Raw genomic sequence first — 13082 nt, 5'->3', positions numbered from 1 at the left:
CCCATGGAGAAGACCCTGAAAGCCGAACGCCGCATGACCTCGTTGCTGCTGCTGGCGACGCTGCTCTCCACTGCGCCGGTGCTCGCGCAGCAGGTACTGCCTGCGGTTGATCCGCCGGCCATCCGCTGTGACGCCGACAACTGCCGCAACGACGAAGGGCTGTTGCTGCGGATCCGCGGCGACGCGCCATCACCGCCAGCAGCCGATAGCGTGCCGCTGGCACCCTCACCGGTGGCTGCACGGGATGGCAACTTCATGTCCGAGCTGCCCAACGGGGGCGTGGTATGGGCCACGGAAGACCCCAGCATGGTGCCGCCCAGCCTGAGCGTGCAGTCAGCGGCGACGGTGCCGTTCGAGAACGGACGCCTGGTGCGCCCGCTGCGCTTCCACAGCTACAACAACTACGCCTCATTCATCGAAAGGCTGGAGGTCACGCTGTACCGCGGCACCGACACCGATCTGGTCACCCCGCTTGCGCGCATCGACCTGCCGGCGGGCTACGTGTCCGAAGCCGAGTGGGACGCGCAACTGCCCGAGCAGATCACGCTGCGCACCGGCGACGACCTGATCTACGTGGCGCGTGCCTACGGTGCCGGCGATGCGTTCGATGAAACGCAGATCCAGCGCATCCAACTGGTCACCCCGGCCGACTTTGATCGGGGACTGCAGGTCACCCGGGACAACGTGCAGAAGACACTCGGCCAGGCACTGGACGGTGAGAACGCGCAGGCGCTGCAGGTGAGCAACAGCATCTACGGACAAAGCCAGCTGCGCCTGCAGAACATCCCCATCCACGGATCGCGCGTACGGGTGTACGGGCGTGGACTGGAGCCGAACAGCCGGGTGACCATCAACGGGCAGAGCTTCCCGGTGGACCTGGAGCAGAAGTTCGCGGCGGAGTTCCTCGAACCGGTGGGCGCCCACCGCTACGACGTGCAGGTGGAGGCCAAGGACATGCCCAGTGCCGAGCGGCAGCTGGACGTGGAGGTGACCGGCCGTTATCTGTTCGCGGTCGCCATCGCCGATGTCACCGTGTCGAAGAACAGCGCCAGCGGCAACCTGCAGCCACTCGCCGCCGATGACCGCGATGACGACAGTTTCCTCAGCGAAGGGCGCTTGGCGTTCTACCTGAAGGGGAAGATGCGCGGCAAGTATCTACTGACGGCGCAGGCCGACACCCAGGACCGCGAACTGAAACACCTGTTCCGGGATTTCTGGGACGCAGATCCGAGCGACGTGTTCCGCCGCCTGGATCCGGATCTGTACTACCCGGTGTATGGCGATGATTCCACCACCTGGCGCGATGTCGACACGCAGGGGCGGCTGTACCTGCGCCTGGACTGGGACCAGAGCCAGGCGATCTGGGGCAACTACGCAACCGGGATCACCGGCACCGAATACGGGCAGTATGTGCGTTCGTTGTACGGCGGTGCCTTGAACTGGCGGTCGCTGGAAGCAACCCCGCTGGGCGAGGCGCGCTCGCAGTTGAAGGTGTTCGGCTCTGAAGCGCAGTCCGCGCCCGGCCACAGCGAATTCCTCGGCACCGGCGGCAGCCTGTACTACCTGCGCCACACCGATGTGCTGCCGGGATCGGAACAGGTGGTGCTGGAAGTGCGTGACCGCACCACCGGCCGCACTGAAACCCGCGCCACTCTGCAGGAAGGCGTGGATTATGAAATAGACGACCTGCAGGGGCGATTGATCCTGACCCGGCCGCTGGCGATGTTGACCCGCGAGAACGTTCGCAGCATCACCCGCGACATGCCGCTGGATGGCTACGACCAGCTGCTGCTGGTGGACTACGAATACGTGCCGCTGGGGTTCAGCAGCGATGACGTGACCATGGGCGCGCGCGGACGGCAATGGATCGGCGACCACGTGGCAGTGGGTGGCACCTGGGTGGAGGAAAACCGCAGCGGTGAGAACTACACCTTGAAAGGGGCGGATCTCACCTTGCAGGCGGGTCGTGGCACCTATGTAAAGGTGGAGCACACCGAGACCGATGCCACGGCGGCACCGGTGTTCTACTCGGACAACGGCGGCCTCAGTTTCGTACGCCGCAATCCTTACGAAGTGCAGCGATCCGGCAGCGCCACGGCGGTAGAGGCGCGCGCCAACCTGCGCGAGCTGGGCTGGACCACGCAGGATTGGAGCATGGGCGCCTGGTGGCGCGACGTGGACGCGGGCTTCTCTGTCGCTCGCCAGGACACCGGGTTGGCGGTGCAGGAATACGGTGCCGAATTCCTCGGCTACCTCACCGACGACTTCAGCCTGTACGGCCGCCACACGCGCACGGAGCAGGGCGAGCTGGCGCTTGAACAGAGCCAGCTGACTGCCGAATGGCGGCTGGGCAACGACGGCCAGCTGACCGGCGAACTGCGTCGCGTACGCGAAGAGCAGAGCCTGCAGACCGTGGATGCACTGCTGGCGGCCATCGGCTATCGGCAGCGGTTCGGTGCATCGTGGGAGCTGTACGGCACCGGCCAGGCCACGGTGGACGATGACGGCGGCGCCTACGAGAAGAACGACCTGCTGACGTTGGGGGCGCGGTATCTGTTTGGCGACCGCAGCAGCGTGGGGGCCGAAGTCAGCGGCGGCAGCCGCGGCCACGGTGCGAAAGTGGATGCCGAGTACCGCATGGCGCCGGACCACAGCCTGTATGGCAGCTACAGCTACAGCAGCGACCGTACCGGCACTGATCCGCTGTTCGATACCGGTCTGCAGTCGGGCTGGACCCTGGGCCAGCGCTGGCGGCTGAGCAATCAGGTCAATGTGTACAACGAAAGCCAGTACCTCAAGGACCGTCGCCAGGACAACGCCGGCCTGGTCCACACCTTCGGCATGGACTTCTATCCGGCACAGGGCTGGAACCTGGGCTTCACCCTGATGGACGGCGAACTGGAATCCACCCTCGGGCGGATCGACCGCCGCGCCTACAGTGTCAGTGGCGGCCGCACCGACGCGGTGGCGCAGTGGAACAGCAAGCTGGAATACCGGCATGACTCCGGTGCCGAGCAGCGCGAGCAATGGGTCACGACCAACCGCCTGTTGTACAAGCTCAACGAAGACTGGCGGCTGGCGCTGCGCGCCAACTATGCCGACACCCAGGATCGTATCAATCCGGTAGCGGACGCCAAGCTGGTGGAAACCAACATGGGCTTTGCCTGGCGGCCGCACGACGACACCCGCTGGGCTGCTTTTGGCAAGTTCACCTATCTCTATGACGTGGCGTCGCTGGGGCAGGAAGGCGGCAACCTCTACGACCAGCGCTCGCAGATCGTTTCCCTGGAGGGCATCCGCCAGTTGGGCGCGCGCTGGGAAGTCGCCGGCAAGCTGGCGTCGCGCTGGGGCGACTACCGCACGGGTCGCGGCGAAGGATCCTGGCTGGACAGCCGCGCCGACTTCGCGGCCCTGCAGCTGCGCTATCGCCTGTTCGAGAAGTGGGAGGGGCTGGCCGAGCATCGCTGGCTGAAAGTGCGCGACGGCGGCGTCCGCAAGGGCTGGCTGCTGGGCGTGGACCGCCGCGTGGGCGAGAACTTCAAGATCGGCGGCGGCTACAACTTCACCGAGTTCAGTGACGACATGACCGAGCTGCGCTACGACCAGAAAGGATTTTTCCTGAATCTGGCCGGGTATTACTGAGGCATCCAGCGCAGCCGACGGTCGGCGTCTGAATGCCCGACAACCCTTTGTGGCTGAATGGGGCGCTAAAGCGGCTCGTTCAGCCAGTTTGCACGTCTTTTCGCCCGTATTCTTCCGTCAAACCGCTGATTTGAAAGGTGTTTGTCGTGATCGATAGGGCTATCGCCACTGTCACCAAATCGCGGTAGGGTAGACAGGTAGTCAACGCCATTGTTCTGCCAACGGAACACTGGAACTTTTTCAACCTTTAGCAGTCGAAGTATCGGACTGCTAAGATGGAACCCATGAGCCAGAACACCTCTACTGCCCTTGTGGCAAATAATCTCCCGATTCCCAGTGCGCTCGGTTCGCTGGACGCCTACATCGGTGCCGTGCACCAGATCCCGGTGCTGTCGGTCGATGATGAGCAGGACCTGGCGCGTCGTTTCCGTGATCAGACCGATCTGGACGCGGCCCGCGAGCTGGTGCATTCGCACCTGCGCTTCGTGGTGCACGTGGCCCGCGGTTACAACGGCTACGGCCTCGCATTGGGCGACCTCATCCAGGAAGGCAACATCGGCCTGATGAAGGCCGTCAAGCGCTTCGACCCGGACATGGGCGTGCGCCTGGTGTCCTTCGCCGTGCATTGGATCCGTGCCGAAATGCACGAGTTCATCCTGAAGAACTGGCGCATCGTAAAGGTCGCCACGACCAAGGCGCAGCGCAAGCTGTTCTTCAACCTGCGCAAGTCGAAGAAGCGCCTGGGCTGGATGAACGCAGCCGAGGTCACGGCGGTCGCCAAGGACCTCAACGTGTCCGAGCGCGAAGTGCTGGAGATGGAGTCCCGTCTGTCCGGGCGCGATATCGGTTTCGATGCGCCCAGCGATGAGGACGACGACCACGCACCGCCGTCGCCGGCCGCGTACCTGCGTGCCAACGAAGAAGATCCTTCGATGGCCTACGAGCGTGCGGACAGCGAAGACAACCAGCTGCAGCTGCTGCGCGAAGGCATGGCCGAACTGGATGCCCGCTCACGCGACATCATCGCCCGCCGCTGGCTGGATGCCGACAGCAAGGTCACGCTGCAGGAACTGGCCGACGAGTACGGCGTGTCCGCAGAGCGGATCCGCCAGGTCGAAGCGAACGCGCTGAAGAAGATGAAGGCGCTGTTCACCGCGTAAGCGGAGACAGTCGCTGCATACAGAAACGCCGGGCACTGCCCGGCGTTTTCCTTTGCAACGCGCCCACCGTGCGACATGTCTACCGCACGATGACGCGTTTACCGGTAGCGCCGAGCCATGCTCGGCGAGCGCAGCGGCAGATCAGCGCCGCACCCGGTCCCCACACGTCGTGCAGGCCCACCCTGCACCCGCCTCAGCTCTCGCGGGCAATCGCGCGCCAGCCGATGTCATTGCGGTGGAACTCGTTCGCCCACGTCACCTTGGCCACGCCCGCATAGGCATTGGCCTGCGCGTCGCGCACGCTGTCGCCCAATGCAGCCACGCACAGCACGCGGCCACCGGCGCTGACGACGTTGCCCTGCGCATCCAGTGCGGTGCCTGCATGGAACACCTTGGCGGTGTCCGGCACAGCATCCAGACCCGAGATCACATCGCCGGTGATGGGGGCTTCCGGGTACGGCGCAGCAGCCAGCACCACGCCCAGCGACGGACGCGGATCCCACTGCGCCTGCACCTGGTCCAGCGTGCCGTCGATGGCTGCCTGCACCAGGTCCAGCAGGTCCGACTGCAGGCGCAGCATGACCGGCTGGGTTTCGGGATCGCCGAACCGCACGTTGAACTCGATCACCTTCGGCGCGCCCTCCGCGTCGATCATCAGCCCTGCGTAGAGGAAGCCGGTGAACGGAATGCCATCGGCGATCATGCCCTGCACGGTCGGATTGACCACCTCGCGCATCACCCGGGCATGCACCTCATCGGTCACCACCGGGGCGGGCGAGTAGGCGCCCATGCCACCGGTATTCGGACCAGTATCCCCGTCACCCACCCGCTTGTGATCCTGCGAGGTCGCCATCGGCAGCGCCGTTACGCCGTCGACCATGGAAATGAAGCTGGCCTCTTCGCCGTCCAGGAACTCTTCAATCACCACCCGCGCGCCCGCATCACCGAACGCATTGCCGGACAGCATGTCGCGCACGGCGGATTCGGCTTCGTCCAGCGTCATCGCCACGATCACGCCCTTGCCGGCTGCCAGGCCGTCGGCCTTGACCACGATCGGTGCACCCTTTTCGCGTAGGTACGCCAGCGCCGCGTCCACGTCGGTGTGCACCGCGTAGAACGCGGTCGGGATGTTGTGGCGGGCGAGGAAATCCTTCGCGTAGGCCTTGCTGCCTTCCAGCTGGGCGGCGGCGGCGGTGGGCCCGAAGATACGCAGCCCGGCATCGCGGAAGCGATCCACCACGCCGGCCACCAACGGTACTTCCGGGCCAACGACGGTGACCGCCACGCTCTCTGACTGCGCCAGCGCCAACAGGCCATCCAGGTCGGTGACCTTGATGTCCACGTTGCGGCACTTCGCCTCGGTGGCGGTGCCGGCGTTACCGGGGGCAACCAGCACTTCGGTGACCTGCGCGGAATGAGCGAGCTTCCAGGCCAGGGCGTGTTCGCGGCCGCCGGAGCCGATGACAAGAATCTTCATGCTGATGGATTTCCGATACGGGTGGGGGGGGCCGCCGAGCATGGCTCGGCGCTACCGGTCAGCGTCAGTGACGGAAGTGCCGCACGCCGGTGAACACCATCGCCAGGCCGGCCTCGTCGGCCGCGGCAATGACTTCGCTGTCGCGCATCGAGCCACCCGGCTGGATCACCGCCTTGATCCCTGCCGCCGCGGCGGCATCGATGCCGTCGCGGAACGGGAAAAACGCATCGGACGCCATCACCGATCCTTCCACCACCAGGTTCGCATCAGCGGCCTTGATGCCGGCGATGCGCGCCGAATACACGCGGCTCATCTGCCCGGCACCGACGCCGATGGTGCGGTTGTCCTTGGCATACACGATGGCGTTGGACTTCACGAACTTGGCCACCTTCCACGCGAACAGCAGGTCGGCGAACTGTGCCTCGGTCGGGGCCACCTTGCTCACCACTTTCAGCTCGTCGCGCGTCATGCCGCGGTTGTCCGACGACTGCAGCAGCAGACCCGATCCCACGCGCTTGCTGTCGAAATTGTTGATGCCATCGCCATGCGGAATACGCAGCACGCGCACGTTGGCCTTCTTCGTCGCGTACTCCAGTGCAGCCGGTTCGTAATCCGGGGCGATCAGCACCTCGACGAACTGGCGGTCCAGGATCACCTGCGCGGTGGCCAGGTCCAGCGGCTTGTTGAAGGCGATGATGCCGCCGAAGGCACTGGTCGGATCGGTCGCGTACGCAAGTTCATAGGCATCGCCGTTGCCGGCGCCTACGGCCACGCCGCAGGGGTTGGCATGCTTGACGATCACGCAGGCCGGCGCGTCGAACTGGCGCACGCATTCCCACGCCGCATCGGCATCGGCGAGGTTGTTGAAGCTCAGTTCCTTGCCCTGCAGCTGCTGGAACGTGGCCAGCGTGCCCGGCACCGGGTACAGGTCGCGGTAGAACGCGCCGCTCTGGTGCGGGTTCTCGCCGTAACGCAGATCCATCACCTTCACGAAGGAGGAGTTCATCTGCGCCGGGTATTCACTGCGCACCGGCACAGCCGAATCGCGCGAGGCCACCGCGGACAGGTAGTTGCTGATGGCGGCGTCGTACTGCGCGACGCGGTTGAAGGCCGCGACCGAGAAAGCAAAACGCTTGGCTGCCGACAGCTGACCATCCTGCGCCGCCAGTTCGGCCAGCAGCTCGTCGTACTGCGACGGGTCCGTTGCCACGGCAACGCGGGCGAAGTTCTTCGCTGCCGAGCGCAGCATCGCCGGGCCGCCGATGTCGATGTTCTCAACGGCATCGTCCAAGGCGCAGTCGGCCTTGGCGGTGACCGATTCGAACGGGTAGAGGTTCAGCACCAGCAGGTCGATCGCTCCGATGCCATGCTCGGCCATCACTGCATCGTCGATACCCGCACGGCCCAGCAGGCCACCGTGCACTGTCGGATGCAGGGTCTTGACCCGGCCGTCCATCATCTCCGGGAAGCCGGTGACATCGGCGACGTCCTTCACCGGCAGGCCCGCATCGCGGATCGCCTTGGCGGTACCGCCGGTGGACAGCAGTTCCACGCCGCGCGCGGCCAGGGCAGTCGCCAGTTCGATCAAACCGGTCTTGTCGGAAACGGAAAGCAGGGCCCGACGGACGGGCAGCAGGTCAGCACTCATGGGGACAGGGCAACGGCAGCAGGCGGGGCCGATATTGTAGGCCGTGTGCACCCCAGGGTGGGGTCAGGCGCCTGTTCCTGCGGAAAAACACGCGATCACGGCCGGCCTCAGGCCGAGATGCCGTATTCCTTCAGCTTCTTGCGCAGGGTGGCGCGGTGGATGCCCAGCATCGACGCCGCACGGCTCTGGTTGCCTTCGCAATGGTTCAGTACTTCCACGAACAGCGGTATTTCCATCTCACGCAGCACGATCTCGTACACATCGTCGGCATCGCAGCCATCCAGGTCGCGCAGGTAGCGGCGCACGGACTGGGCGACGTGTTCGCGGAGCGGAGGACGCGCAGCGCCACGACTAGTGTCAGGACGAGAGAGTACAGCGTTCAATGGGAATCCCGATCTGGAGGCCGCGCCGGAGCGGATGCTGGCGCTGGCGAAGAAGGTGGTGGCGACCAGTCTAGCGCGAGCAGCAGCCCCCTGCACGGGTGGAAGGTGGCACGACCCTCACAGGAAGTCGAAGTTGAATGCGACCGTGGACGCCGCAGGCTCCCTGACCCTGAAGCTGATCTGCGTGCTTTGTCCGGGCTCCAGCGGGGGCGCGGCCGCGCCGTCGGCGGCCAGGTAATCGGCCGGCGTGAACACGCCGGTGCCGATCACGCGTCCATCCGCATCGGACAGGGACAGACGCAGCGACGGCCAATCCTGTGCCCAGCGTGCGTCGTTGCGGACGCTGGCCTGTACCTGCAGCGCACCGGCCTGACCGGGCACCGGACGCACGTCGCGGCTCAGCATGGTGAACGCCGTCGGCTCGCGCCAGGTCGGCAGGCTGCAGCGCAGCACGCTGCACACCAGGCTGATCATCGGGCGGGTGCTGGCATCGCTGGCAAGCCGGCCCCGGTCCGCCACGGCCACCTGCAACAGCAGCACCACGGTCAGTGCGGCCACGATCAGCCACTGCCATCGGGGCGTGTGCAACGCTGAAGTGCCGCGCAGGAAAACTGGTTCGACGGGCGACGCCGCCGCTGCCACCGTGTCAGTTGCGTCAGCGTGCATCGCGATGCTGTCGCCTGCGTCGTCCGCGGACGTCGCAACGACCGCCTCGACCGCTTCCACCGAAGCGTCCGTCACCGGCACGCTGTCCGCCGATTCATCGGTCGCGTGGCGTGCAGCCGGGTCAGCATCGGTCACCGGCGGTCCCTCCTGCTGCGGCTCAGCGGCAGGACGCAGGAAAGTGGCCAACGGGCGGCGGGGCAGGGGCGGTTCGGGCATGCGAGGTGCCGGCTCGGATCGAAGGGCTATTCAATCACGTCCAGACGCGCTCAGGCGCGCCGTACGCCGGTGATGCGCATCCAATCGCCGTCCTGGGTCGCCTGCAGGTCATCGAACCACGTGGCGTACCGCTTCAGCAGATCATCCTCCTGGCCATGCAGGATGCCCGACAGGGCGATGCGACCGCCGCTGGCAACACGCGCCGCCAGCAGGTCGGCCAGCGCATCCAGGGCAGAGGCCAGGATGTTGGCGACCACGACGGGATAGGTGGCCACCGGTTCGTCCTGCGGCAGGTACACATGCATGCGCGGCAGCTCGCCATTGCGTTCGGCGTTGTCCGCCGTGGCGATCAGCGCCTGCGGGTCGTTGTCCACGCCGATCGCTTCGGCCGCGCCCAGCTTCAGCGCAGCCAGCGCCAGAATGCCCGAGCCGCAACCGAAGTCGAGCACCCGCTGGCCCTGCAGCAGTCCTTCGCCCGCCAGGCCATCCAGCCAACGCAGGCACAGCGCGGTGGTGGGGTGGGTACCGGAGCCGAAGGCCAGGCCCGGATCCAGCCGCACCACGGCTGCATCGGCGGCCTGCGCTGCCTCGGGCAGTTCGTGGTTCCACGGCACGATCCAGGCGCGCTGGCCGAACGGCATCGGCGCGAACTGGTCCAGCCAGACGCGTTCCCAGTCCTGGTCTTCCACCGCTGCGAAGCTGACGGTCGACCAGTCCAGGCCATCATCGAAGGCTTCCAGTGCAGCCAGCAGCAGCAGGCCGTCGGCGTCGTGCGGGAACAGCGCGCTGAGCACCAGCGCGTCCCACATCGGGGTCTCGCCGACGCCCGGTTCCAGGATGGCCCGCTCGTTGCTGGTGTCGGCCTGCGCATCGAGCAGGGTCACCGCCAGCGCGCCGACATCCTCCAGCGCGTTCTCGTAGCGGGGCTGGGTGGCTTCGGTGCAGCGCAGGGTCAGTTCCAGGAACGGCATGGTGGCAGGCGTAGTCCGGCAAAGAAGGGAATGCTAGTCGATCCGGCCCGCGCACCGAAATCTCCTGCGATCCTGAGACTGAATCGCGGTGCCCGGACAAGCACGCATCCCCTTGCTAGACTCGCGACCTTGCCTTGCGAGTCAATGGCTTGTAACCCGATGGCGTCCGTGCCTGCCCTGAAAACCTGGTTGTTCGTTCTGCCTGCCGTGGTATTGCTCGGTGCGGCAGGCGTGCGCATGGGCGATCGCCTGAAGCAGGCTGACGGATCGGCGGCCATGGCGATGGAACAGAGCACGGCACCGCAGCAGGACACCGCACAGGCGACGCCGTCGCTGCCCGCCGCATTGGCGCGCCGCCTCGCCAGCGAATCCACGGTCAACAGCGTGCCGTCGGGGCTGCCGCTGGACATCCGCGCGGACATCGAAGGCGATACGGATCTGTTTGCGTATGCGCAGCGGCTGCGCTGGCAGGCCGACAGTGGCAACGTCGAAGCGCGCTGGATGCTCAGCCGCGTGTACGACTACTGCAGCCAGTACGCCAATGATCCGGGCGGCTACCAGTTGGACAACACGGTGCTGAACGGCATGGGCGAGCGCGCGTCGACGGCCATGGCATCGGCCCGCCAGCGGGTGGCCGCGCGGTGTGGTGGTTTCGTGGCCAGTGATGGCCTGGGCTACCCGTTGGTGTTCGCACAGCGCCGTCAGGCGGCCCAGGCCGGCAACCTTGCCGCCGAGGCATCGCTGCTGGCTGACGGGCAACCGCTGCAGACCGATGAAGACTATCGCCGCGGGCTGGTGCAGCGCGTGCGCGACTCACACGATCCAGAGGCCTACATGGCGCTGGCGCCGGCGATGGGCATCCGCGCATCGGGCGACCGCGCGATGACCGGGCTGGTGGCAGGCGAGGCGTTGAGCGAACTGGCGTGGCGCGTTGCCGCCTGCGAACTGGGCATGGCCTGCGGCAGCGACAGCGTGCTGATGAACAGCTTCTGCGCCAACGGCGGCATCTGCAGCCAGCAGACCGACCAGGATTTCACTGATTTTGTTTATGACGCTGCGGTATCGCGGCAGGGTGCCGAGAAAATGACCGAATGGGTCGAAGAACTGATTGGAAAGAGGAAAGGGCGATGAACTACCGTCGAGTCCTGCACGGTGCGAAGTTCTGGTTCTGGGTGGCGTTGTTCGTGGCCTACTCCGCCGGTGCGGTGGGGCTGCTGATGATCGATACCCAGGAAGACCGTTATCGACGATTGTCTTCGGTGGAACTGACCAAGGTGCAGTCCACGCCGGATGCGCGCCGCAGCGGTGCCAGCCAGGTGGCCGCCGTGTACCGCGCGCAGAGTGGCATGCCGTTCAATTCGTTGCCGGCCGGCAGCACCTTCCAGGTGGTCTGGCCCGATGGCTCGACCGAGACGATGATGATCGTCGACCCGACCTCGCCCAACGGCGTGCGTCCGGTACCGGGCAGCCAGATCGCCGCAGACCCCAGTCCGTAAGACGGGGGCGTGATACGCAGCGCCGAGCCCCGCTCGGCGCTGCCATCGGCTTACGTCAGCGCAATCGACTTCGTCTTGCGCTCGTTCAACCGCTTTTCCAGGTAATGGATGTTCTGCCCACCGGCCTGGAAGCCCTTGTCGCGCATGATGCGCTGCTGCAGGGCCACGTTGGTCTTGATGCCATCCACCACCATCTCGCTCAGCGCCACCCGCATGCGGGCAATGGCGGTTTCGCGGTCCGGTCCGTGCACGATCAGCTTGCCGATCATCGAATCATAGTTCGACGGCACGCGATACCCCGCATAGATGTGGGTGTCCACGCGCACGCCCGGGCCACCCGGTGCATGGAAGGCGGTGATCTGGCCCGGACTCGGTACGAACGTTTCCGAATCTTCCGCGTTGATGCGGCATTCGATGGCATGGCCGGTCAGCACGATGTCGCTCTGCTTGATCGACAGCTTCTGGCCCGCGGCGATCTTCAGCTGCTCCACCACCAGGTCGATACCGGTGACCATCTCGGTGACCGGATGCTCCACCTGGATACGGGTGTTCATTTCGATGAAGTAGAAGTTGCCGTCTTCGTACAGGAACTCGAAGGTGCCGGCGCCGCGGTAGCCGATGCGTACGCAGGCTTCCACGCAGACCTTGCCGATCTGCTCGCGGGCTTCGGCACTGATGCCCGGTGCCGGCGCTTCTTCCACCACCTTCTGGTGGCGACGCTGCATCGAGCAGTCGCGCTCACCCAGGTGGATGGCGTTGCCCTGGCCGTCGGCGAGCACCTGGATTTCCACGTGACGCGGATTCTCCAGGTACTTCTCCATGTAGACCTCACCGTTGCCGAACGCGGCCTTGGCTTCGCTCTTGGTGGTTTCGATGGAGGTCTTCAACGATGCTTCGGCATGCACCACGCGCATGCCGCGACCGCCGCCACCGCCGGACGCCTTGATGATGACCGGGTAACCGATCTCGCGGGCGATCTTGGTGTTGGCGACGATGTCATCGCCCAGCGGACCACCCGAGCCCGGCACGCACGGCACGCCGGCAGCCTTCATGGCACGGATCGCTTCCACCTTGTCGCCCATCAGGCGGATGGTGTCTGCTTTGGGGCCGATGAAGATGAAACCGGATTCTTCGACACGTTCGGCGAAGTTCGCGTTCTCCGACAGGAAGCCGTAGCCCGGATGGATGGCCTGCGCGTCGGTGACTTCCGCCGCGGCGATCAGCGCCGGGATGTTGAGGTAGCTGTCCGTCGATGCAGCGGGACCGATGCAGACCGACTCATCGGCCATGGCCACGTGCTTGAGGTTGCGGTCGACCGTGGAGTGCACGGCCACGGTGCGGATGCCGAGGGTATGGCACGCGCGCAGGATGCGCAGCGCGATTTCCCCTCGGTTGGCAATGACGATTTTATCGAGCATGGTCT

10 protein-coding genes are annotated in these 13082 nt (G+C 65.7%); 4 read left to right on the top strand and 6 right to left on the bottom strand.

Annotation, left to right across the window (positions count from 1 at the left end):
- The first annotated feature begins 3 nt into the window (after positions 1-3).
- Both IFT58_RS07035 and rpoH read left to right on the top strand, forming a co-directional pair.
- A complete protein-coding gene (locus IFT58_RS07035; RefSeq protein WP_192094305.1) occupies positions 4-3642 on the top strand; it encodes a hypothetical protein in 3639 nt (1212 codons plus the stop codon).
- Positions 3643-3926: 284 nt separating this feature from the next.
- Positions 3927-4802, top strand: a complete 876-nt coding sequence (gene rpoH, locus IFT58_RS07030) for an RNA polymerase sigma factor RpoH (RefSeq protein ID WP_188325213.1) — start codon at positions 3927-3929, stop codon at positions 4800-4802.
- Between the two features lie 193 nt (positions 4803-4995).
- On the opposite strand, the gene purD is transcribed toward rpoH, so the two are convergent.
- From purD to prmA, 5 genes are all read right to left on the bottom strand, one after another.
- The gene (gene purD, locus IFT58_RS07025) at positions 4996-6279 is read right to left on the bottom strand and encodes a phosphoribosylamine--glycine ligase (RefSeq protein ID WP_192094304.1); all 1284 of its coding nucleotides are present in this window, start codon (positions 6277-6279) and stop codon (positions 4996-4998) included.
- Between the two features lie 64 nt (positions 6280-6343).
- Positions 6344-7927 (bottom strand): bifunctional phosphoribosylaminoimidazolecarboxamide formyltransferase/IMP cyclohydrolase, encoded by a 1584-nt coding sequence (gene purH, locus IFT58_RS07020; RefSeq protein ID WP_192094303.1) that lies wholly within the window; start codon positions 7925-7927, stop codon positions 6344-6346.
- A 107-nt stretch (positions 7928-8034) separates the two neighbouring features.
- Positions 8035-8310 (bottom strand): DNA-binding transcriptional regulator Fis, encoded by a 276-nt coding sequence (fis, locus tag IFT58_RS07015; RefSeq protein WP_188325209.1) that lies wholly within the window; start codon positions 8308-8310, stop codon positions 8035-8037.
- A 117-nt stretch (positions 8311-8427) separates the two neighbouring features.
- Entirely contained in the window at positions 8428-9192 is a 765-nt protein-coding gene (locus IFT58_RS07010; RefSeq protein ID WP_192094302.1) for a DUF3426 domain-containing protein, read from the bottom strand.
- 50 nt (positions 9193-9242) lie between these two features.
- Complete coding sequence (gene prmA / locus IFT58_RS07005; RefSeq protein ID WP_192094301.1) at positions 9243-10163, bottom strand: 50S ribosomal protein L11 methyltransferase; 921 nt, start codon at positions 10161-10163, stop codon at positions 9243-9245.
- Between the two features lie 159 nt (positions 10164-10322).
- Here prmA and IFT58_RS07000 point away from each other — a divergent pair, with 159 nt between their 5' ends.
- On the top strand, positions 10323-11294 hold the full coding sequence (locus tag IFT58_RS07000; RefSeq protein WP_192094300.1) for a hypothetical protein: 972 nt from the start codon (positions 10323-10325) through the stop codon (positions 11292-11294).
- Positions 11291-11659 (top strand): hypothetical protein, encoded by a 369-nt coding sequence (locus IFT58_RS06995; protein WP_192094299.1) that lies wholly within the window; start codon positions 11291-11293, stop codon positions 11657-11659. Before IFT58_RS07000 ends, IFT58_RS06995 begins: the two co-directional genes overlap by 4 nt.
- A gap of 50 nt (positions 11660-11709) precedes the next feature.
- On the opposite strand, the gene accC is transcribed toward IFT58_RS06995, so the two are convergent.
- Positions 11710-13077: an acetyl-CoA carboxylase biotin carboxylase subunit gene (accC, locus tag IFT58_RS06990; RefSeq protein ID WP_188325204.1), complete on the bottom strand. Its 1368-nt coding sequence runs from the start codon at positions 13075-13077 to the stop codon at positions 11710-11712.
- Positions 13078-13082 lie beyond the last annotated feature (5 nt).

It is taken from the genome of Stenotrophomonas sp. CFBP 13718, assembly GCF_014842145.1.
Lineage (GTDB): Bacteria > Pseudomonadota > Gammaproteobacteria > Xanthomonadales > Xanthomonadaceae > Stenotrophomonas.
The sequence above is the reverse complement of the archived record's forward strand: the minus strand, read 5'-3'. Positions and strand labels throughout refer to the sequence as shown.

What these genes read in the sequence shown, in the direction of transcription:
- IFT58_RS07035 (WP_192094305.1), top strand. Translation starts at nt 4, where the DNA reads ATGGAGAAGACCCTGAAAGCCGAACGCCGCATGACCTCGTTGCTGCTG.
- rpoH (WP_188325213.1), top strand. Translation starts at nt 3,927, where the DNA reads ATGAGCCAGAACACCTCTACTGCCCTTGTGGCAAATAATCTCCCGATT.
- purD (WP_192094304.1), bottom strand. Translation starts at nt 6,279, where the DNA reads ATGAAGATTCTTGTCATCGGCTCCGGCGGCCGCGAACACGCCCTGGCC.
- purH (WP_192094303.1), bottom strand. Translation starts at nt 7,927, where the DNA reads ATGAGTGCTGACCTGCTGCCCGTCCGTCGGGCCCTGCTTTCCGTTTCC.
- IFT58_RS07010 (WP_192094302.1), bottom strand. Translation starts at nt 9,192, where the DNA reads ATGCCCGAACCGCCCCTGCCCCGCCGCCCGTTGGCCACTTTCCTGCGT.
- prmA (WP_192094301.1), bottom strand. Translation starts at nt 10,163, where the DNA reads ATGCCGTTCCTGGAACTGACCCTGCGCTGCACCGAAGCCACCCAGCCC.
- IFT58_RS07000 (WP_192094300.1), top strand. Translation starts at nt 10,323, where the DNA reads ATGGCGTCCGTGCCTGCCCTGAAAACCTGGTTGTTCGTTCTGCCTGCC.
- IFT58_RS06995 (WP_192094299.1), top strand. Translation starts at nt 11,291, where the DNA reads ATGAACTACCGTCGAGTCCTGCACGGTGCGAAGTTCTGGTTCTGGGTG.
- accC (WP_188325204.1), bottom strand. Translation starts at nt 13,077, where the DNA reads ATGCTCGATAAAATCGTCATTGCCAACCGAGGGGAAATCGCGCTGCGC.